This window comes from Streptomyces aculeolatus, assembly GCF_020400605.1.
GTDB lineage: Bacteria > Actinomycetota > Actinomycetes > Streptomycetales > Streptomycetaceae > Streptomyces > Streptomyces aculeolatus.
The window spans coordinates 1-20,541 of the sequence record NZ_JAINRD010000035.1 but is presented as its reverse complement, the minus strand read 5'-3'; the positions used below and the strand labels follow the sequence as shown (position 1 = coordinate 20,541).

The following is a 20,541-nucleotide window of genomic DNA, read 5'->3' as shown; positions in this document are numbered from 1 at the left end:
GGCGGGCGCGTCCGGGCGGAGCACCGGGTGGGGGCGCCGCGCGTACGCGCCGCGCGTCCGGCGGCGTACGGGCCGCCGGGTGGCGCGGACCGGCGGCACGCCTTGAGGCCGCCGTGCGCCGCTCGCCGCCGGGTCGCCGGCCCGTATGGGCCCCGGACCCTCAGGAGGCTTCGGCTACAGCCAGTCGGCCGCCGTGTCGCCTTCGGCGACGATGACGGCCGGACCCGTCATCTCCACCTCGCCGTCGGGGTGTTCGGTCACCACGAGGCGGCCCCCCGGCACGTCCACCGTGTACGTCTCCGGGCGGCCCGTCGCCGCCGGGTCCACGCCGTCGCGGCGGGCCGCGGCGACGGCCACCGCGCACGCGCCCGTACCGCACGAGCGGGTCTCGCCCGAGCCGCGCTCGTGGACGCGCATTGCGACGTGCCGCGGGCCGCGGTCCACGACGAACTCCACGTTCACCCCCTGGGGATACGCCGACGCCGGTGCGACCCCCGGCGCCTCGTACAGCCGGCCCGCATCCGCGAGGTCGGCGACGAAGGCCACCGCGTGCGGATTGCCCATCCCCACGTTCCGCGCGGGCCAACTCCGCTCGTCCACCGTGACCGTCACCTCGGCGTCCGGGCCGGCGGCGAGCGCCGCCCGGCCCATGCCGACCGTCACGTCACCGTCCTTCGCCAGGTGCACGCGCCGCACCCCCGCGCGCGTGCCGATCGCCAGGTCGCCCGTCTCCGCGAGCCCGGCGTGCTGGAGATAGCGGGCGAAGACCCGCACGCCGTTCCCGCACATCTCGGCGATGCTGCCGTCGGCGTTGCGGTAGTCCATGAACCACTCCGCGTCGGCGGCCATCCGCCGCCCCTCCGGATGCGCGTCGGACCGCACGACCCGCAGCAGGCCGTCGGCGCCGATGCCCGCCCGGCGGTCGCACAGCCGGGCCACCTCTTCCGCGGACAGACTGATGAGGCCGGCAGGGTCCGGAACGATCACGAAGTCGTTCTCGGTGCCGTGCCCCTTGAGGAAGTGCAGCTGTGCGGTACTCACACTGTGATCGTAACCGCCCTCGCCGACAACGCCCCGGCGACGGGAAGCGACCGGCCCCTGCGCCGGTCAGCCCAGCCGGGCCACCCGCCAGACGGCCAGCGCGACGACCGCCGCCACCGCCACCGCGTACAGCAGCGCGATCCGCCAGTCCGCCCGCCGCCCCGAGCCGCGCCGCGGCAGCCCGGGCAGCGCCAGGCCCACCCGGCGCGCGGCCATCATGGCCCACCCGGCGGCACAGCAACTGATGAGCAGGCCGAGCATCGCCACGACGGGGCCGCCGCCGCCGAACTCGAAGGCCAGCGGGAACGCGAACATCAGCGAGCCCAGCGCGGCCAGCGCGACGATGGGGGCGAGCTGCCAGAAGCGGAGGAGCCGCGGCGGACGCAGCTCGCGGAACGACTCCTGGCCCACAGGCTCCGGCGCGTCCGCGAGGTCCCCCGCGAGGTCGTCCGCGGGCTCTGCCACGGGACCGGCGATCCGGTCGTCCTGCGGCTCCCGTCGACTGTTACGAGGGCCGGCCTCCATAGCCACGTGCCCTCCCAACCTCCGGCGACTTTCAGGCTTCAAAGCTCGCTTTGATGATGGCACGGCCCGGAACACCTGCAGTGCCACCGAGGCGTCCCGATGCCATGACGTGATCAGCCTGTGACCGACCGTTCGAGTAGGTCATACGCGGTGTCCGGAAGGCGGTCACGATCGGCTTCCGAGCCGCTGATCCAGTGCACGCGCGGGTCGCGCCGGAACCACGTCTCCTGTCGCCGCGCAAACCTCCGGGTGGCCCGCACGGTCTCGTCCCGGGCCTCCGCTTCCGTGCACTCGCCGGCGAGGAACGACAGCACCTGCTGGTATCCCAGGGCCCGGGAGGCCGTACGGCCCTCGCGCAGCCCTTCCGCTTCCAGCCGCCGCACCTCGTCCACGAGACCGGCCCGCCACATCCGGTCCACGCGCCGGGCGATCCGCTCCGCCAGTTCCGGGCGCGGGACGGCGATGCCGATCTGGAGGGTGTCGTAGACCGACTCGTGTGCGGGGAGGTTGGCCGTGAAGGGGCGGCCGGTCAGCTCGATCACCTCCAGGGCCCGGACGATCCTGCGGCCGTTGCCCGGCAGGATCGCGCGGGCGGCCTCGGGGTCCGCGGCGGCGAGCCGGGCGTGCAGCGGGCCGGGGCCGGCGTCCGCCAGCTCCGCCTCCAGCCGGGCGCGGACGGCGGGGTCGGTGCCGGGGAAGTCCATGGCGTCGACCGCCCCGCGCACGTACAGGCCGGAGCCGCCGACGAGCACCGCGGTACGGCCGCGCGCGCCGAGCCGGTCGATCTCGGCGCGGGCCATGCTCTGGTACGCCGCGACGCTGGCGGCCTCCGTGACGTCCCACACGTCGAGCAGGTGGTGGGGCACGCCCTGCCGCTCGGCCGGCGTCAGTTTGGCCGTGCCGATGTTCATCCCCCGGTAGAGCTGCATCGAGTCGGCGTTGACGATCTCGCCGCCGAGCCGGCGGGCGAGCGCGATACCCAGCTCGGACTTGCCTGCGGCCGTGGCCCCGACGACCGCGACGACCTGGGGGCGGGGGGTGGTCTCTGTCACGCGGCAAGTGTCCCAAACAACGGGACACCCCTCGAACGAGTGACGTGACGCGGTGTCCTCGGCGTCGTTGGCCGTTCCGAGGTTCCGAACGCCGGTTTACGGACCGGGCCCCCGGGCGGCGCAATGAGCCGCTCCGGGCGGCGCGGAATTTCGCCCACACGAGTCAGTTATGGAGTAGAGATGGGCGTTTTTGCCAAGCTTCTTCGTCGCGGTGGATCGAGCGGGGAAGGGCAGGCCGCGAAGGAGCCGGCGCCCGAGGCCGAGCCTCAGGCGGCGGCGGCCGCGGCATCTGCCGGGCCGGAGGCCGCCGAGGAGCCGGCGGGTGCGGATGCCGCGGGCGCCGCGGGGATCCCGAAGCAACAGTCGGCCGAGGGCGCCGCGGACAGCGACGCGGGCGACGGGGTCCGCAAGTAGGACCCCCGGGAGGCGCCGCGCGGCCCCGCTCGGGGGCCCGCGGCCCCCGGTCCGCCCCGGCGGACGTTTCAGGACCAGGTGGCGACGAAGTAACCCACGCCGTACGGCGCCTCGTTGTACAGAAGCGCGCCGTGCAGGGCGGCGTCCCCGGCGGCGCCCGCGGCGACCTGCCAGCAGGCGCGGCCCGTGGCCTGCAGCTCCGCGGCCAGCTCCGCGTCCAGCGCCGCCAGGGCCGCCGTGTCCGCGGCCCCGAGGGCGCGGGCCGCCGCGGCGTCGAAGCCGGCGGCGCGCTCGTCGTGGTAGCCGGGGGCCTTCTGCGTACGGCGCGCACTGCCGTCGCCCATCACGAGCAGCGCCACCCGCCGCTTCCCCGCGGCGATCTCCCGGCCCGCCTCCGCGCACCGCTCGCCCGCCAGCGGCTCGCCGACGCCCAGGCCCTCCACGGGCGTGCCGTTCCACTCCGCGCGCTCAAGCAGCCACGCGCCCACCGCCAGCGACGGCGGCAGCTCCCGCTCGCCTGGCTCGGGCGCCGCGTCGCCGGCCGGCCCCAGCCGTACCGCAAGATCCACGCCGAAGCCCCGGAACGATCCCCCGGCCCCCTGCGGATACGGGCCCCGGCCCGCCTGCTCCGCGGGCCCGACGACGACCAGAACGTCCGGCCGCGCCGCCGCCAGCACCCCCACGGCGTCCGTACACGCCGCTCTGAGCGCCTCCAGCTCGCCGGCGGCACCCGAGGCCACCTCGGGCACCAGCAGGGGCGGACACGGGCAGCAGGCTGCGGCGACGAGCATGAGCGGCAGCCTAGCCGCCCGGACCGCGGCGGCAGGAGTGCGTCCCGGGACGCACGGCAGCGCGCGCTGTCACCGGTCGGAGTGCGCGCCGCCGCAGGCGGGCGGGAGGCGGTGCGTACCTGTCCGCTCACAGCACGTACAACGGGCCTCAGGACGCCGCGGCGTCCTGAGGCCCGTACACATCCTGCTCCGGCAACTGCCCGCAGGCGGCGGAGCCGCTCAGTGCGCCGCGCAGCCCTCCGCCGCCGGCAGCGGATCCGGGACGCCCACCTTGGGCAGCCCCAGCAGGACGCCCTTGCCGCCCGCGCCGCCCTCGTCCGGCGCGGCCTGCCGCGCCGCCCAGGCATCGCCGGAGCGCGTGCGCCGTACCGCCCGCGGCGGTGCCTCCGCCAGCAGGTGGTGCGGCGCCGCGTAGGTGATCTCGACCGTCGCCATGTCGCCCGGCCGCACCGGCTCCTCCGGCCGCGCGAAGTGCACCAGCCGGTTGTCGGGCGCCCGGCCGGACAGCCGCTGCGTGGCGCCGTCCTTGCGGCCCTCGCCCTCCGCGACCATGACCTCCAGCACCCGGCCGACCTGCTTCTTGTTCTCGCCCCAGGAGATGTCCTCCTGGAGGGCCACCAGCCGCTCGTACCGCTCCTGCACGACCGCCTTCGGCACCTGCCCCGCCATCTCCGCCGCCGGTGTCCCCGGCCGCTTGGAGTACTGGAAGGTGAACGCCTGCGTGAAGCGCGCCTCGCGCACGACGTGCAGCGTCTGCTCGAAGTCGGCCTCGGTCTCGCCGGGGAAGCCCACGATGATGTCGGTGGTGATCGCCGCGTCCGGGATCGCGGCCCGCACCTTCGCGATGATCCCCAGGTACCGCTCCTGCCGGTACGAGCGCCGCATCGCGCGCAGCACCGCGTCCGAGCCGGACTGCAGCGGCATGTGCAGCTGCGGCATCACGTTCGGCGTCTCGGCCATCGCCTCGATCACGTCGTCGGTGAAGTCCCGCGGATGCGGCGAGGTGAAGCGCACCCGCTCCAGCCCCTCGATCCGCCCGCAGGCACGCAGCAGCTTGCCGAACGCCTGCCGGTCCCCGATGTCGGACCCGTACGCGTTGACGTTCTGCCCCAGCAGCGTGATCTCGCTGACGCCCCCCGCGACCAGCGCCTCGACCTCGGCGAGGATGTCGCCGCTGCGGCGGTCCTTCTCCTTGCCGCGCAGCGCCGGGACGATGCAGAACGTACATGTGTTGTTGCACCCGACGGAGACCGAGACCCACGCGGCGTACGGGCTCTCCCGCCGCGTCGGCAGCGTGGAGGGGAACGCCTCCAGCGACTCGGCGATCTCGACCTGCGCCTCGCGGGCCACCCGCGCGCGCTCCAGCAGCACCGGGAGCTTGCCGACGTTGTGCGTGCCGAAGACGACGTCGACGTACGGGGCGCGGCTGACGATCGTGTCGCGGTCCTTCTGCGCCAGACAGCCGCCGACGGCGATCTGCATGCCGGGCTTCGCGGCCTTCTTCGGCGCGAGCTGCCCGAGGTTGCCGTACAGCCGGTTGTCGGCGTTCTCCCGCACCGCGCAGGTGTTGAACACGACGACATCGGGGCTGGTGCCGGAGCCCTGCTCCGCGCGGACGTAGCCCGCCTCCTCAAGCAGCCCCGACATCCGTTCGCTGTCGTGGACGTTCATCTGGCATCCGAACGTCCTGACCTCGTACGTGCGCGGCTGTGCGACTTCCTCGGGCATGCCAGCGATCATCCAAACGGCGACGGCGGTTCACGGACGGGCCGCCCCGGGGCGGCCCGTCCGTCAGTCTACGACTTCGGCGACCGCCTCAGTCGGCCTGTCCCGCGGGGGCGTACTGCCTCAGCTCCGCGGCCAGTTCCTCGTGGACCAGGGCCTTGAGCAGCGTGCCCGCGGCGATGTGCTCCTCGGAGAGCACCTCGCCCTCGTTGTGCACGCGCGAGACCAGCGCGCCCTTCGTGTACGGCACGACGGCCTCGATCTCGACCTGCGGCCGCGGCAGCTCCACGTCGATGAGCGCCTTCAGCTCCTCCATGCCCTCGCCGGTCGCGGCCGAGACCGCGATCGCCCGCGGCTCGATGCGCAGCAGCCGGCGCAGCACGTCCGGATCGGCGATGTCCGCCTTGTTGATCACCACGATCTCGGGCACGGACGTCGCACCCACGTCGCGGATCACCTCGCGCACGCTGACGAGCTGCTCCTCCGGCGCCGGGTGGGAGCCGTCGACCACGTGCAGGATCAGGTCGGCGTCGCCGACCTCCTCCATCGTGGAGCGGAACGCCTCGACGAGGTGGTGCGGCAGGTGCCGTACGAAACCGACGGTGTCCGCCAGCGTGTACAGCCGCCCGCTGGGCGTCTCCGCCCTGCGTACCGTCGGGTCGAGGGTGGCGAACAGTGCGTTCTCCACCAGCACGCCCGCGCCCGTGAGCCGGTTGAGCAGGGAGGACTTGCCCGCGTTCGTGTAACCGGCGATGGCCGCCGACGGCACCTTGTGCCGCTTGCGCTCCTGCCGCTTCACGTCCCGGCCGGTCTTCATGTCGGCGATCTCCCGGCGGAGCTTCGCCATCTTCTCGCGGATGCGCCGCCGGTCCGTCTCGATCTTCGTCTCACCGGGACCGCGGGTGGCCATGCCGCCGCCCGCCGAGCCCGAGCCGCCGCCGCCCATCTGCCGGGACAGCGACTGCCCCCAGCCGCGCAGCCGCGGCAGCATGTACTGCATCTGCGCGAGCGCGACCTGCGCCTTGCCCTCGCGGGACTTGGCGTGCTGGGCGAAGATGTCGAGGATCAGCGCGGTACGGTCCACGACCTTGACCTTGACGACGTCCTCGAGGTGGATGAGCTGGCCGGGGCTCAGCTCACCGTCGCAGACGACCGTGTCGGCCGCGGTCTCGACCACGATGTCGCGCAGCTCCAGCGCCTTGCCGGAGCCGATGTACGTCGCGGGGTCGGGCTTGTCGCGGCGCTGTACCACGCCGTCGAGCACGACCGCGCCGGCCGTCTCGGCGAGCGCGGCCAGCTCCGCCAGCGAGTTCTCGGCCTCCCGGGCCGTACCGGAGGTCCACACGCCGACGAGCACGACCCGCTCCAGCCGGAGCTGCCGGTACTCGACCTCGGTGACGTCCTCCAGCTCGGTCGACAGACCGGCCACGCGGCGCAGGGCCGCCCGGTCCTCGCGGTCGAACTGGTCGCCGTCACGGCCTGCGTCGGATCCGGGACTCCACGCGGCTTCGGCTTCCATGAGGGCGTCGGCACGCAGGCCTTCCGGGAGACGCTGGTCGTCCTGGGGAAGGTGGGTAGGAGAAGTCATCGGATCCTTGTCTGTGAGATCGGTTGTCTGCCTTCACGACAACGCGCTGCAGACCGGGAGGATTCCCCGCACGGCGGGCGTCGTGGCATCACGATGGTCGCACGCTGCCGCACGGGCGTCACCCGCTTTACGCCCCCCGAGGCCCGGTACGCCCAGAGCCCCGCTACGGCCCGCAAGGCCCCGCCGGGCGCACCGGGCGCACCGGAGGGTTGCGGGGCCGGAGGGTCAGCGCGCCGGCTTCGCCGGCTTCCAGCGGGGGTGCCCCGGCATCGGCGGGGTGCGCTCCTCGTACAGCCAGGCGTGCAGGAAGCCCTCCAGGTCGCGGCCGGCGACCTCGGAGGCGAGCGCGACGAAGTCCGCGGTGCCCGCCGTGCCGTCCCGGTGGCGCGTCACCCACGCCCGCTCCAGCTTCCCGAACGCCGCCGCGCCGATCTCCTGGCGCAGCGCGTACAGCACCAGCGCGCTGCCGTCGTAGACCACCGGGCGGAACAGCTCCAGCCGGCCCTCGTCCGGCTGCCGCGGCGCCGCCGGCGGGCCGCCGTCCTTGCGCCAGGCGTCGGACTGCTCGTACGCCGCGCGCATCCGGCGCACCAGGCTGCCGCGGTCGTGCCGCTCGTCGGTGAACAGCGCCTCGTACCAGGTCGCATGGCCCTCGTTCAGCCACAGATCCGACCACCTGCGCGGCGTCACGCTGTTGCCGAACCACTGGTGCGCCAGCTCGTGCACGAGAATGCCCTCGGCGCGCTTCGGATGCGTCTCCACGGCCTTGAGGAAGTCGCGGCCGAAGACGGAGAGGGTCTGCGTCTCCAGCGCGAAGTTCAGCGGCGCGTCCACGGACAGCACGCCGTACGACTCCAGCGGATAGCGGCCCACGTACCCCTCCATCCACTCGATCTGCGCGGAGGTGCGGTCGACGACGGGGCGGACGGCGCGCCGGTCGCGCTCGGGGACGACGTGGCGCAGCGGCAGCCCGTGCGGGCCGGTGCCGCGCAGCACGGCGGAGCGGCCGATGGACACCTGGGCCAGCTCGGTGGCCATGGGGTGCGCGGTGCGGTACGTCCACGTGGTGCGGGCGCTGGCGCGCTCGCGGGCCAGGCGCAGGCCGTTGGCGACGACCATGAGGTCCTTCGGGGCGGTGACGCGGAAGGTGAAGCGGGCCTTGTCGGCGGGGTGGTCGTTGCCGGGGAAGACGCGGTGGGCGGCGTCGGCCTGGTTGGCCATCGCCAGGCCGTCCCTGGTGCGGATCCAGCCGCCGCCGTGGCCGCGGGGGTCGCTGGTGTGCCGTACGGCGATGCGCAGGGGCTCGCCCGGGTGCAGGGTGCGGCCGGGGGTGACGACGAGGTCCTCGCCGGCGCCTGCATGGGCGGCGGGGCGGCCGTTGACGGTGACGTCGCGGACGGTGCCGTGGGTGAAGTCGAGGTTGATCCGGGGGAGCCGGTCGGTCACGCGGGCGGTGATCACGGTGCGGGCGGCCAGGGGGGCGTCGTTGCGGCCGGGGTACGTGAGGGAGATGTCGTAGCCCAGGACGTCGTAGCCGGGGTTGCCGAGGTGCGGGAAGAGCGGGTCGCCGATACCGGCCGGGCGGGGCGGCGGCGCGGCGTCCTGCGCTGCTGGTGCGCCCGGCGCGGCGGCCAGGGTGGCGAGGACGGTGGCGGCGAGCAGGGCGTGGCGCAGCGGGCTGCGCAGGCGGACGGAGCGGAGCATGCGCTACCGCTATCAGCGGGCGACCGCCGCGCGCCGCCGACGCGGCAGCGGTGCACTCTAACGAGTGCGGGCGCGCAGGCCGGGCGCCTGCCCGTCGGCGGCCGCGGGGTGCTGGGCGCGGGAGACGTCGTACACCCCGGGCACCCGGCGCATCGCGCGCATCAGTCCCGGCAGCTCCGCCGGGTCGGGGAGCTGCAGCGTGTACGTGTGCCGGACGCGCTGCTCGCGCGGCGGCTCGACGTCGGCGGCGACGATGGCGACGCCCTCGGCGGCGATGGCCTCGGTGAGGTCGGCCAGCAGGTGCGCCCGTACGAACGCCTCCGCCTTGAGCGTCACCCGCAGGTCGTGGCGCGGCGCGCCCTCGCCCGTACGCCAGTGGACGCGCAGCTCGCGGCGGCCGGCGGCGGCCATCCTGGCCACGGTGGCGCACTGCGCCCGGTGCACGGCGACGACCGCGCCGCCGCGGATGACGAAGCCGGTGACGGCGTCGGGGGGTACGGGCGTACAGCAGCGGGCGAGGCGGGGCGTGGCGTCCGGCAGCTCGGCGACGGCGGGTTCGGCGGCGCGCGGGATGCCGCCGGCCGGGACACCGGGCTGCTCGTCGGCGGCGCCGGGCGGCTCGTCGGCCGCGGTGGAGCCGGGCGCGGCCGGGGACTCGGGCGGTGCGGCGGCCGTCGGGACGTACTCGGCCGGGACGGGGAGCGCCGCGTCGGCGGGCTGCGAAGCCGGATGGTCCCCCAGCCAGCGCGTGATCGCGATCCGCGCCGCGGGCGTCTGCGCGTGGTCCAGCCACTCCGGTGCCGGCCCCGTCGCCTCCGGCGCCAGCAGCAGCGTCAGCGCGTCGCCGTCCCGCAGCCGCGTCCCGAGGCCGGCGAGCCGCCCGTTGACGCGCGCGCCCACCAGCGTGTGCGCCGTCTCGCCGTGCCGCGCGTACGCCGCGTCCACACAACTGGCCCCCGCGGGCAGCACCAGCGGCCCGCCCGGGTCGGTGAAGACGGTGATCTCCTGGTCGGGGGCGAGGTCTTCGCGTAAGGCGGACCAGAAGGCGTCGGGGTCCGGTGTGGCGCGCTGCCACTCCAGCAGCCGCTTCAGCCAGTCGCCCACCTGGCCGGCGGCGGGCCGCGCCAGCGGGCTGGCCAGCGCCACCACCCCGGCCTCGGCGACACGGTGCATCTGCCGGCTGCGCACCAGCGTCTCGACGACGTACCCGCGCTGGTCGGCGACGGCCGTGTGCAGCGACTGGTAGAGGTTGAACTTCGGTACCGCGATGAAGTCCTTGAACTCGGCGGGCACCGGCTTGAAACACGTGTGCAACTCGCCCAGCACCGCATAGCAGTCCGCCGCCTCCGGCACGAGCACCAGCAGCCGGCCGAAGTCCGTCCCGCGCAGCTCGCCGCGCTTCTTCAGCACCCGGTGCACGGACAGGATGTGCCGCGGCCGGATGGCCACTTCGGCGGTGATCCCCGCGGCGTGCAGGATCTCGCGCATCTCGGCCGCGGTCTCCTCCAGCGGGTCCGGCCGGCCCGCGTTGGCGAGCAGCAACTCACGGCTGCGCGCGTAGTCCTCGGGATGCAGGACGGCGAAGACCAGGTCCTCCAGCTCGGTCTTGATCGCCTGCACGCCGAGCCGCTCGGCCAGCGGGATCAGCACGTCGTGGGTGACCCGCGCGATGCGCACCTGTTTCTCCCGGCGCATCACGCCCAGCGTGCGCATGTTGTGCAGCCGGTCCGCGAGCTTGATCGACATCACCCGTACGTCGCTGCCGGTCGCCACCAGCATCTTGCGGAACGTCTCGGGCTCGGCGGCGGCGCCGTAGTCGACCTTCTCCAGCTTGGTCACGCCGTCGACGAGGTACGCCACCTCCTCGCCGAAGCCCGTCCGGACCTGATCGAGCGTCACCTCGGTGTCCTCGACGGTGTCGTGGAGCAGCGAGGCGGTCAACGTCGTGGTCTCGGCGCCGAGTTCGGCGAGGATCAGGGTGACTGCCAGCGGGTGCGTGATGTACGGGTCGCCGCTCTTGCGCGTCTGGCCCCGGTGCGCGTCCTCGGCGAGCAGGTACGCCGTACGCAGCGTGGGGATGTCGGCGTCGGGATGGAACCCGCGGTGCGCCTTGGCCACATGCTCCAGGGCGTGCGGCAGGCCGTCCCGCGACGAGGCGCCGCCCAGCAGGGCCACGCGGCCCAGCCGGCGGAGATCGATGCGGGCCCTGCCGCGTCGGCGGGCGCCGCCCGCCGGATTGCCCGGACTGTGGACCTCTGCGCTCAATCGGCACCTCCGGCAGCTCACCGGCTCCCGTGCCGGTACTTGATGCTACCGAGCCCATCACGCAGTGCCGTACGGCTCTCGCCCAGCGTGGTCCAGATCACCCATTCGAGCGATCGGAGCGCGCCGCCGTGTCGATGGCCGCCAGGGAACGACGCGCCTGGTTGCGGTCGGTCGTATACCAGAAGTCCGGCATGGAGGCCCGGAGATAGCTGCCGTAACGGGCCGTCGCCAGCCGCGGGTCGAGCACCGCGACGACCCCGCGGTCGCCCGTGGCGCGTACGAGCCGGCCGGCGCCCTGCGCCATCAGCAGCGCCGCGTGCGTCGCCGCGACCGCCATGAACCCGTTGCCCCCCGCCTTCTCCACCGCCTCCTGCCGGGCGGTGGCCAGCGGGTCGTCGGGGCGCGGGAACGGGATGCGGTCCATGACCACCAACTGGCAGCCGGCGCCCGGCACATCGACGCCCTGCCACAGCGACAGACTGCCGAACAGGCACGTCGCCTCGTCCGCCGCGAAGCGCTTGATCAGCTCGCCGAGCGTCTCCTCGCCCTGCAGCAGCACGGGGACGTCGAGCCGGCCGCGCAGCTCCGTGGCGGCCGCCTCGGCGGCCCGCTTCGAGGAGAACAGCCCGAGCGTGCGCCCGCCGGCCGCCTCCACCAGCTCCGCCAGCTCGTCGAGCATGTCCTGGCGGGTGCCGTCCCGGCCGGGCCGCTCCAGATGCTTGGCGACGTACAGGATGCCCTGCTTGCGGTACTCGAAGGGGGAGCCGACGTCGAGGCCCTTCCAGACCGGGGCGCCCTCCTCGCCGCCGCCCTCCCGCGGCAGCCCCAGCGAGGCGCCGATCCCCGCGAAGTCGCCGCCCAGCTTGAGAGTCGCCGACGTGAGCGTCACCGAGCGGTCGCTGAAGACCTTCTCGCGCACCAGCCCCGACACCGACAGCGGCGCCACCCGCAGCGACGCCCCGAACCTGTCGTGCCGCTCGAACCACACCACGTCGAACTCCGAGCCCTGCGTGATCCGCTCGGCGACCTCCTGCACGTTCTCCACCGAGGCCAGCGCGAGACGGCGCACCACGTCCTCGTCCTGCACGGACGAGTCCCGCGTCTTGCCCAGCGCGGAGATGACCGTGCGCGCGGCGTCCCGCAGCGCCAGCAGCGCGTACCCCAGGTCCTCCGGCACCGGCTCCAGCCGGCCCGGCAGCGCCAGCTCCATCAGCCGCTCGAAGCTCTCCGCCGCCGCCTGGAGGGCGTCCGCCGCCTTCTCGTCGACCAGCTTCGCCGAAAGGCGCACCGCGCGGTTGACCCGCCCCGGGGTCAACTCCCCGGTGGCCACCCCCGTGACCCGGGAGACCAGCTCGTGCGCCTCGTCGACGATCAGCACCTCGTGCGACGGCAGCACCGGGGCGCCCTCCAGGGCGTCGATGGCCAGCAGCGCGTGGTTCGTGACCACCACCTCCGCCAGCTTCGCCCGCTCCCGCGCCGCCTCCGCGAAGCACTCGGGGCCGTACGCGCAGCGCGCCGCGCCCAGGCACTCCCGGGCCGACACCGACACCTGCGACCAGGCGCGGTCCGAGACCCCGGGCGTCAGCGAGTCCCGATCGCCGCTCTCCGTCTCGTCCGCCCAGTCACGCAGCCGCAGCAGGTCCTGGCCGAGCTTGCTCGACGGCTGCGATGACGCGCTCTCGAACGGGTCGAAGAGGCCGGCGCCCAGGTCCGGGTCGTCCTGCGGCACGCCCTCGTGCACCCGGTGCAGGCACAGGTAGTTCGACCGGCCCTTCAGCGTCGCGAACTGGGGGCGGCGGCGCAGCTGCGGGTGCAGCGCCTCCACCGTGCGCGGCAGATCGCGCTCGACGAGCTGCCGCTGCAGCGCCAGCGTCGCCGTCGCGATCACGACCCGCTCGCCGTGCGCCAGGGCCGGCACCAGATAGCCCAGCGACTTGCCCGTCCCCGTCCCGGCCTGCGCCAGCAGGTGCGAGCCGTCCGCGATCGCCTCCGCGACCGCCTCGGCCATCGCCACCTGGCCCTCCCGCTCGACGCCGCCGACGGCGGCCACGGCCGCATGGAGCAGCTCGCGCAGCTCGCTGCGGTCGTCGGGGCCGTCGTGCGCGGATGTGCCGGCGCCGTCGTCGGGCGCGAGGACGTTCTGGTCTGCCATGGCTCGCAACCCTAAGGGGCGGCACTGACAGTGACGGCCGTCACGTCGAGTGAAGGGGATTGGGCACGGTGCCGTCGACGGCGGCGTGCGGGCGCCGGTCCCGGTCGCGGTACCCGTCGAGGTAGAGCCGGTTGCGGTTCAGGCAGAGCCGGTCGATCCGCGGCACCAGCAGGTCGAAGAGCGCGAAGCGCTCCGCCAGCTCCGGGAACCGCCGCTGGTAGCAGAGGATCTCGGCCCGTACGAGCCCGAAGAACTCCGCCTCCGGCACTCCCAGTTCGTCCGCGCACAGCGGCGCCAGATAGCGGAAGACGCCGATGAACAGCCCGGAGTGGATGAACTGCGGCAGGAACTCCGGCGGTTCCGTCAGCAGCGTGCGGCGCACCTCCTCCGGCATCCCGGCGTGCTCGGGCAGCGGCTTGGAGCTGACGTTGACGTCGTCGACGAAGTCCTTCACCGCCAGCCGCACCGGCACGTCCGCGCCGTCGAAGACCACGACGGCGTTCTCGCCGTGCGGCGAGAAGACGGTGCCGTAGCGGTACAGGAAGTGCAGCAGCGGCGGCAGCAGGGCGGCGAAGAGCCGCGCCAGCCACGCCCGGGGCGCGAGCCCCGAGCGGCGCACCAGCTCGGCGGTCAGCGAGCGCCCGTCGGCGTCCGTCCACAGCAGGGCCGCCAGCGTCCTGGCCCGCTCCCCGGGGTCCAGCAGCGGGCCGATGGGCTCCCGCCAGATGCAGCCCAGCAGCTCGCGGTACTGGTACGGGACGCCCGGCAGGGAGTCGTAGAGCGGATGGCGCACCGTCACGCTCGCCGTCTCGCCCAGCAGCACGACGCGCGTCTCCCCGGCGAGGTACGGGTCGCCGTCCCGCAGGCCGTGCACCCAGCTGGTCACGGCGGGTGCCGCGAGGGTGCGCTCGGTGGGCAGGCCGCGCCAGACCAGGGTGTTGAGCACGGACAGCGGCAGCTTGACCGAACGCGCCGGCGGGCGGCTCAGATTGAGGAACGTACGCACCGACTGCTGCGGCAGCCACATGTCCTGCGGCCCTCCTTCGGCCGGCAGCGGGATCACGAGACCGGCGGCGACCTGCGGCGCGTAGAGCGTGGCGACGGTCTCGTCCCACTGCCACGGGTGCACGGGCAGCCACAGGTACTCGTCCGGGTCGCGGCCCGCCGCGACGACCGCGTCGGCGAACACCGCGCGCGTGGCGGCAGACAGCTCCTGCGCGTACAGCGCCTCGGGGCGGTCGAGGGCGGGCACGCCGCGGTACTCGGCGAGCGAGCGGTGCACCGCCAGCCACGGCAGCCGCCGCGGAACGCGGGCCTCGGGGGCGTACGCGGCGGCGTCGGCGGCGGAGAAGCCGATGCGTCCCTTGTTGGCCACCAGCCACGGGTGGCCCGTCTGGTGGCCCTCCAGTTCGGCGTAGCCGAGGCCGGCGAGGCGGGCGGCCGACGGGGCACCGCGGGCGAGGCGGACGTCGGCGGCGAGGGTGGCGGTCAGTTCGCGGATCAGGTGCCCCGTGGTGTCGCCGGCCAGCCGCAGGAGCCCGTCGTGGGCGAGGGCGAGGAAGCGCAGCGGGTCGCCGTCGGGCGTCAGGGAGGCGGGGTCTACGCGCCAGTGGCCGTACGGGCCGCGGCGGGCGGCGAAGCGGTAGGTCACGTCGTCGGTGACGGGGAGGCGGTAGGGGCGCCGGCCGCCGGCCGCGGGGCCCGGACGGCGCCCGGGACCCTGCCCGGGTTCCCGGTCGGGTTCGGGGACGACTATGCCCTCGTAGGCGAACTCGCCCAGCATCTTGGCGAGCAGCCGGCGGGCGGCCAGGTCCCAGTCGGTTCTGCGGGTGGTACTCGCTGCGTCGGTCAAGGGCGTTGGCTCCTCTCCGTCCTACGGCAGGTCGGGCCGCGGCGGCTCTGGCGGTTTCGCGGGCGTTCCCGGCGGCGGGGCGGGCCCGTCGCCACTGTCGCGCAGCGCGCGCTCACGCACCATCAGCGCCGCCCGCTTGTCGGGAAGGGCCAGCTCCTCCTGGAAAAGGAAACCGGCGTTCAGAAAGGCGGCGACGGACGGCACGTTGTGCACGTCCGGCTCCGCGAGCACGCGCCCGCACGGCGCGCAGTTGTCGAACACGAGGTCGCTGACCGCGCGGATCAGCAGGGAGCCCAGCCCCCGGCCGCGGTCGCCGCCGCCCAGGAGCAGATGGACACCCGTGTCGTACGGGCGGGCGCGGTAGTACCCGGCGAGGGGATCGCGGTCCGCGCGGTAGACCTCCCAGTAGCTCATCCGCATGCCGTCCAGGACGCCGAAGCAGGGCACACTGTGCCCCGCTTCGAGCTGCGCGCGCACATGCCGTGCGGTGACCTCCACGGGACCCGCGAGCTTCCAGAAGGCGGCCACGGAGGGATCGTTCATCCAGCGGTGCAGCAGCGCCATCTCGCGCTCGGGCCCGGCCGGGTCGATCGGCTCCAGGCGGAACGGGCCGGCCCGCGTTCCGGCGGGCGTCCAGCAAGAGATGTCGTACGGCACGGCGGGCCGGGCGGTGCCCCCGAGGAGCCGGGCGAGGCCGGCGCCGAAGTCGATGGTGTCGTCGGGGAGCAGCTCCGGGGGCCTCGTGGGGGGCGGGGGATCGGGTGGCACGGGTCCTCTTCTCGTCGTACGGAAGGGAGTCGAGGGGCGGTCAGGAGATCAGCGGGTTGGGGACGGTGACGTACACCGACTGCGTGTCCACCGGGCCGACCAGCTCGTCCAGGCCGTGCACCCGGGTCAGCAGATTGGCCTTGCAGCGCAGCGTCCCGCCGCTGAGCAGCCGTTCGGCCAGCGCGCAGCGGCCCCGGCCGGGGCCCGCGCCCGCGGCGGACTGCTCCAGGAACCGCCGGAAGGCGGCGAGCAGCACGCGCTCGTCGACCAGACCCGCGGCGCCGAAGGCGCCGACGAGGCCGAGGACGTTGTTGACGCCCACGTAGTAGGCGAAGCGCTCGTCGGTGACGTCGTCCGGGACGAAGGTGTCACTGGCCGCGCCCAGGCCCGGCAGCCGGCGCTCCAGCTCGGTGCGGCGGGACTCGCGGAAGTAGTACCCCTGGTTGTCCCGGTACCGCCCGCCGGCCGGCCAGCCGTCGGAGTCGAGGAGCAGCACGGTGTTCTGCTGGTGCGCCTCAAGGGCCACGCCCGCCTCGGAGTCCAGCCACATCACGGGCCGTACGACCACCTCCAGGTAGCGCAGGAACCACTCCGCGGCCACCGCCGCCGTCCGCTGCCCCGTGGCGCCGGCCAGCCGCTCGACGACCTCCTGGAGGCGCGAGCGCATCGTGCCCTTCGGCGGCTGCGGCACAGGGGACGTCAGCGCCGCGATGCACACGGCGTCGTCCTGCGCCGCGAAGGGCTGGTGCCGTACGACCGCGTCCAGACCCGCGACGGGCTCGCCGCCCGCGCTGTCGACGGCCAGCCACGCCGGATCCCGTACGACGTCGAAGCCCGGCGCGCCAGGGAAGCCGCCGGGGAACGACGCCTGCCACTCCTTGCCGAGGCCGGAGCGCAGCAGACGGTGCACCTCAGTGCCGCGGTGCAGCTCCTTGCGGAGGTTCTCGCGCCGGGAGTTGGTGATGCGGACGCCCAGGGAGAGCTTCAGCATCGCGGGCGCACCGGGGCGGTACAGCGTCCGCACCGATGCGGTCGGGTGCCAGGGATCGCCGTGCGCTCCCAGGTCGCGCAGCAGACCGGCGTCGAACAGCGCCGCGGCGCCGGGGCGTTCGCGGACCTCGCGGACCTGCCACGGGTGCACGGGCAGCGGCGTGCAGCCCGGCGGCACCCGCAGCCCGGGGCCTGCCAGCCGCGCGGCCAGCTCACGCGCGGGCACGCCCTTGCCGCGCTCGGTCCACGCAGAGTCGCAGGCCAGGACGCTGTCGTGGACGGCCAGCCAGTGCAGCGGGAAACTGCCGCGCAGCTCCGGTGAGTAGCGCCGCGCCTCGGCCTCCGACAGGCCCTCGCGGCTCTTGGGCGTCGGGTGCAGCGGATGGCCGAGGAGCAGGGACTGCTCGCCGGTCAGGAACGGGTCCGCGGTCGCGGGCGGGGAGCCGGTGCGGCGGGCGGCGAGGAACACGGCCGTGTGGCGTACCGAGTCGGCGACCCGGCCGACGAGGTCGGCGCCGCCGCCCGAAGGACCGGACGCGGCAGACGCGCGCGTGCCGTCCGCCTCGGCGGCCCGTGCGGCGGCGTACGCGGCCTCCCGGCTCAGCAGCGACGCCAGGGTCACGGCGTCGACCGGCGGCGCGTCCTTGGGGGCGCCGTGCAGCACGGGCCGCCCGAAGCGGTGCCAGCCGGACGCCGACCAGTACCGCACCGGGACGCGCAGGCACGCCCCGCTGGCGGGCAGCAGCAGCCGCAGCGTGCCGTTCTCCGGCTCCGCCACGCCCTGTTCCCGCACCCAGCAGCGCAGCAGGTTCTCGGCGGCTGCCGCGTCGGCGGCGGCCCCGGCGTCCCGGTGCTCCAGCGGGTCGGGCTCGGGCTGCCCGGCGCCCTCGGCGCCCCGCCGGTACTGGCGGGGCACGGCGGGCTCGATGAGCCGGGCAAGCCGCCGGCGCACCGGGGGCCGGCCGCTGCCGGCGGGGAGTTCGTCGCCGGCGGGCTTCGCGTTCACAGACGTGCACCTCGGGATGGGTCGCGTACGGGACGAGCGCCCCCCTGCCGCACGAAGGGGCCGGGGGCGGGGGAGGGCGGACCGGGTGCTCCGGGGGCGGCGCCGGGCGGGCGGCGCGTACGGCAGACGCGCGCGTGCACGACCGCTTCGCGAGCCGCGGGCACAGCCCCACCCCCTCGCACCGGATACGGGTCCGCATCCCCCGCCCTACCAACGACCCACCCGCTGCGGGAACACGGCCGCGGCCAAGATCCTTGGGTGCCGTGGAACCACGGGGCCCGGTGCGGCCGTCAACAACGGCACCGGCATAGTGGGGGCTCGTGTCCCGCCGGGGCACCTGCGTAATCAAACTGGGGGATTCGATCCATGCCCGCCAACGGGAAACGTCGTATACCGAGGAAGGCCCTGGCCGCCGCGGCCCTCGCCGTCACGCTGGCACTGACCGCTGGCGCCTGCGAGGACGGCGACGGCGACAGCGGCGCCGACGACAAGCAGCAACAGCAGGAGTCGCAGGCGCCCGAGAAGGATCTGGCGCTCCCCGAGGGGATCCCGGACGCCCTGAAGAACCTCGACCTCGACAAGTGGAGGGACGGCGGCTGGGAGGACTGGGCCAAGGAGGACTGGCTGCGCGACGCGCGCGAGTTCATCAACCCGATCATCGAGGACCTGTGGGACCCCGACCGGATGTGGGACGCCGAGCAGCCGCCCAACCGGGTCGACGAGGACGACGTGTCCGAGGACCAGGGCGTCACCGACCCCGAGCCGGCGCCCGTCGAGGCGACGGAGGCGGCCACGCCGTACGACGAGTCGCAGCCCGCCGCGGGGAAGATCTTCTTCGACACCCCCGAAGGCCCCATGGTCTGCTCCGGCACCGTGGTCGCCGACCCGGCCAACCCGGGCAAGTCCAACCTGGTGGCCACCGCCGGCCACTGCGTGCACAAGGGCTCCGAAGGCGGCTGGTGGCGCAACATCATCTTCGTCCCGTCCTTCAACCCCGAGGGCAAGACCGTCGCCGAGCTCGAGGCCGAGCAGGCCACCGAGGCCGACATCGCGCCCAAGGGCACGTTCTGGGCCGAGGAGGCCCGTACCACCGACGAGTGGATCTCCGAGGGCATGTCGCAGGGCGGCGTGGGCGCCCCGTACGACTTCGCCGTGATGAAGGTCCAGCCGAAGGACGGCGGCGGGCAGTCCCTGGAGGAGACGGTCGGCGCCGCGGTGCCCGTGTGGTTCGGCGCCCCGGCCGTGAAGGACGTCGGCGACCTGACCGCCACCGGCTACCCGGCGGCGGCGCCGTACGACGGCGGGCGCCTGTACTCCTGCACCGACGCGCCGGGCCGGCTGTCGATCCAGGCGTCGCAGCCCACGATGTACCGCATCGGCTGCACCATGACCGCCGGCGCCTCCGGCGGCGGCTGGACCGCGTCGAACGACGGCGAGGAGCAGCTCGTGTCGGTCACGTCCATCGGCCCGCTGCAGGCGACCTGGCTGGCCGGACCGCGCCTCGACAAGGAGGCCGAGGGGGTCTTCGACGAGGTGAGCGGCGGCTAGCCGCCCGTACCGTGCGGCGGACGTGAAGGCGCCCGCCGCACCCCTGGCCGACAGCGCGCCGGGCTCCCGCCGGGAGTCCGGCGCGCTGGCCGTTCCGGGCTCCGGTTTGGCAGGATCGCCGCGTGGTCCTCTCCGCTCTGCGCCGCCCCGGCAGGCGCCGCGTGCTGCAGGCCGCCGTGGCGACGGCGGCCGCGCTCGGCCTGCTCCTGTGGTGGCTGCTGCCGCTGGGCGGCGACGGCCGCCCGGAGGGGAAGGTGGTCTTCGCCACGGGCGTGCGCTCCGGCGTCTACGCCGAGTACGGCCGCCTGCTGCGCGAAGGGCTCGCCCGGGACGAGCCGGGCCTCGACGTCCGGCTGCACAGCAGCCAGGGCTCCCTCGACAACCTGCGGAAGGTCACCACGGGCCGCGCCGACTTCGCCGTCGCCACCGCCGACTCCGTGGCCACGTACCGCCGCGACCGGCTGCCCGGCTGGCAGGGGCTGCGGGCGGTGGCCCGGCTCTACGACGACTACGTCCAGCTCGTCGTCCTGCGCGACTCGCCCGTACGGCACCCGTCCGACCTGCGCGACCTGAAGGTCGGCGTCGGCGAGGACGGCTCCGGCGTCCAGCTGATCACCCGCCGGCTGCTGTCCGCGGCGGGACTCGACTTCGACGAGGACGTGACGGCGGTGCGCGAGGGCCTCGACTCGATGCCGGAGCTGCTCCGCGACGGGGAGATCGACGCCTTCTTCTGGTCCGGCGGCCTGCCCACGGAAGCCGTCCAGCGACTGGCGCAGCAGACCGAGATCGAACTCGTACCGCTCGGCGACCTCCTCGGCTCTCTCCACGCCCAGGGCGAGCTGGCCCGCTACTACCGGGCCGCGGTGATGCCGCCCGACGCCTACCCCACGGTCCAGCGCGACACCGCCGTGCCGACGCTGGCGGTGGCGAACCTGCTGGTCACCACCGACCGGGAGGACCCGCGGCTGACGGAGAGCGTGACCGGCACGGTGATACGGGACCGGGACCGGATCGGCCGCGTGGTGCACGCGGCACAGCGGGTCGACCTGCGCACGGCGGTCTTCACCGACCCGCTGGAGCTGCACGAGGGCGCGGCGCGCTACTACCGGCAGGAGAAGCC

15 protein-coding genes are annotated in these 20,541 nt (G+C 74.6%); 3 read left to right on the top strand and 12 right to left on the bottom strand.

Annotated features, from left to right (window positions below; genetic code table 11):
* Window positions 1–174: 174 nt before the first annotated feature.
* The 3 genes from dapF to miaA form a co-directional block, all read right to left on the bottom strand.
* Complete coding sequence (gene dapF / locus LG396_RS36235; protein WP_225797969.1) at window positions 175–1,041, bottom strand: diaminopimelate epimerase; 867 nt, start codon at window positions 1,039–1,041, stop codon at window positions 175–177.
* A gap of 66 nt (window positions 1,042–1,107) precedes the next feature.
* Entirely contained in the window at window positions 1,108–1,506 is a 399-nt protein-coding gene (locus LG396_RS36230; protein ID WP_078572732.1) for a hypothetical protein, read from the bottom strand.
* A gap of 173 nt (window positions 1,507–1,679) precedes the next feature.
* A complete protein-coding gene (gene miaA, locus LG396_RS36225) occupies window positions 1,680–2,618 on the bottom strand; it encodes a tRNA (adenosine(37)-N6)-dimethylallyltransferase MiaA (protein WP_225797968.1) in 939 nt (312 codons plus the stop codon).
* 180 nt (window positions 2,619–2,798) lie between these two features.
* Between miaA and LG396_RS36220 the strand changes: the two genes are divergently transcribed.
* Window positions 2,799–3,032: a hypothetical protein gene (locus tag LG396_RS36220; RefSeq protein ID WP_018838090.1), complete on the top strand. Its 234-nt coding sequence runs from the start codon at window positions 2,799–2,801 to the stop codon at window positions 3,030–3,032.
* A gap of 68 nt (window positions 3,033–3,100) precedes the next feature.
* Here LG396_RS36220 and LG396_RS36215 read toward each other — a convergent pair whose 3' ends face one another.
* From LG396_RS36215 to LG396_RS36175, 9 genes are all read right to left on the bottom strand, one after another.
* Window positions 3,101–3,823, bottom strand: coding sequence for a class III extradiol dioxygenase subunit B-like domain-containing protein (locus tag LG396_RS36215; protein WP_225797967.1), 723 nt, complete (start codon window positions 3,821–3,823; stop codon window positions 3,101–3,103).
* A gap of 219 nt (window positions 3,824–4,042) precedes the next feature.
* The gene (gene miaB, locus LG396_RS36210) at window positions 4,043–5,551 is read right to left on the bottom strand and encodes a tRNA (N6-isopentenyl adenosine(37)-C2)-methylthiotransferase MiaB (RefSeq protein WP_225797966.1); all 1,509 of its coding nucleotides are present in this window, start codon (window positions 5,549–5,551) and stop codon (window positions 4,043–4,045) included.
* A gap of 88 nt (window positions 5,552–5,639) precedes the next feature.
* A complete protein-coding gene (gene hflX / locus LG396_RS36205) occupies window positions 5,640–7,136 on the bottom strand; it encodes a GTPase HflX (RefSeq protein ID WP_026276436.1) in 1,497 nt (498 codons plus the stop codon).
* A gap of 225 nt (window positions 7,137–7,361) precedes the next feature.
* Complete coding sequence (locus tag LG396_RS36200) at window positions 7,362–8,840, bottom strand: M1 family metallopeptidase (protein WP_225797965.1); 1,479 nt, start codon at window positions 8,838–8,840, stop codon at window positions 7,362–7,364.
* 57 nt (window positions 8,841–8,897) lie between these two features.
* Window positions 8,898–11,105, bottom strand: a complete 2,208-nt coding sequence (locus LG396_RS36195) for a RelA/SpoT family protein (protein WP_225797964.1) — start codon at window positions 11,103–11,105, stop codon at window positions 8,898–8,900.
* 97 nt (window positions 11,106–11,202) lie between these two features.
* Window positions 11,203–13,257, bottom strand: coding sequence for an ATP-dependent DNA helicase (locus LG396_RS36190; RefSeq protein ID WP_225797963.1), 2,055 nt, complete (start codon window positions 13,255–13,257; stop codon window positions 11,203–11,205).
* Window positions 13,258–13,297: 40 nt separating this feature from the next.
* A complete protein-coding gene (locus LG396_RS36185; RefSeq protein WP_225797962.1) occupies window positions 13,298–15,109 on the bottom strand; it encodes an IucA/IucC family protein in 1,812 nt (603 codons plus the stop codon).
* Between the two features lie 21 nt (window positions 15,110–15,130).
* On the bottom strand, window positions 15,131–15,877 hold the full coding sequence (locus LG396_RS36180) for a GNAT family N-acetyltransferase (protein ID WP_225797961.1): 747 nt from the start codon (window positions 15,875–15,877) through the stop codon (window positions 15,131–15,133).
* A gap of 40 nt (window positions 15,878–15,917) precedes the next feature.
* On the bottom strand, window positions 15,918–17,873 hold the full coding sequence (locus tag LG396_RS36175; RefSeq protein WP_225797960.1) for an IucA/IucC family protein: 1,956 nt from the start codon (window positions 17,871–17,873) through the stop codon (window positions 15,918–15,920).
* Window positions 17,874–18,239: 366 nt separating this feature from the next.
* On the opposite strand from LG396_RS36175, the gene LG396_RS36170 reads away from it, so the two are divergent.
* Complete coding sequence (locus tag LG396_RS36170; protein WP_027766603.1) at window positions 18,240–19,421, top strand: trypsin-like serine peptidase; 1,182 nt, start codon at window positions 18,240–18,242, stop codon at window positions 19,419–19,421.
* A gap of 122 nt (window positions 19,422–19,543) precedes the next feature.
* The coding region (locus LG396_RS36165) for a TAXI family TRAP transporter solute-binding subunit (protein ID WP_225797959.1) at window positions 19,544–20,541 on the top strand (998 nt) is incomplete at its 3' end.

Bases quoted from the DNA above. Each gene is read 5' to 3' on its own strand.
- LG396_RS36220 (WP_018838090.1), top strand. From the start codon at position 2,799: ATGGGCGTTTTTGCCAAGCTTCTTCGTCGCGGTGGATCGAGCGGGGAA.
- LG396_RS36215 (WP_225797967.1), bottom strand. From the start codon at position 3,823: ATGCTCGTCGCCGCAGCCTGCTGCCCGTGTCCGCCCCTGCTGGTGCCC.
- miaB (WP_225797966.1), bottom strand. From the start codon at position 5,551: ATGCCCGAGGAAGTCGCACAGCCGCGCACGTACGAGGTCAGGACGTTC.
- hflX (WP_026276436.1), bottom strand. From the start codon at position 7,136: ATGACTTCTCCTACCCACCTTCCCCAGGACGACCAGCGTCTCCCGGAA.
- LG396_RS36200 (WP_225797965.1), bottom strand. From the start codon at position 8,840: ATGCTCCGCTCCGTCCGCCTGCGCAGCCCGCTGCGCCACGCCCTGCTC.
- LG396_RS36190 (WP_225797963.1), bottom strand. From the start codon at position 13,257: ATGGCAGACCAGAACGTCCTCGCGCCCGACGACGGCGCCGGCACATCC.
- LG396_RS36170 (WP_027766603.1), top strand. From the start codon at position 18,240: ATGCCCGCCAACGGGAAACGTCGTATACCGAGGAAGGCCCTGGCCGCC.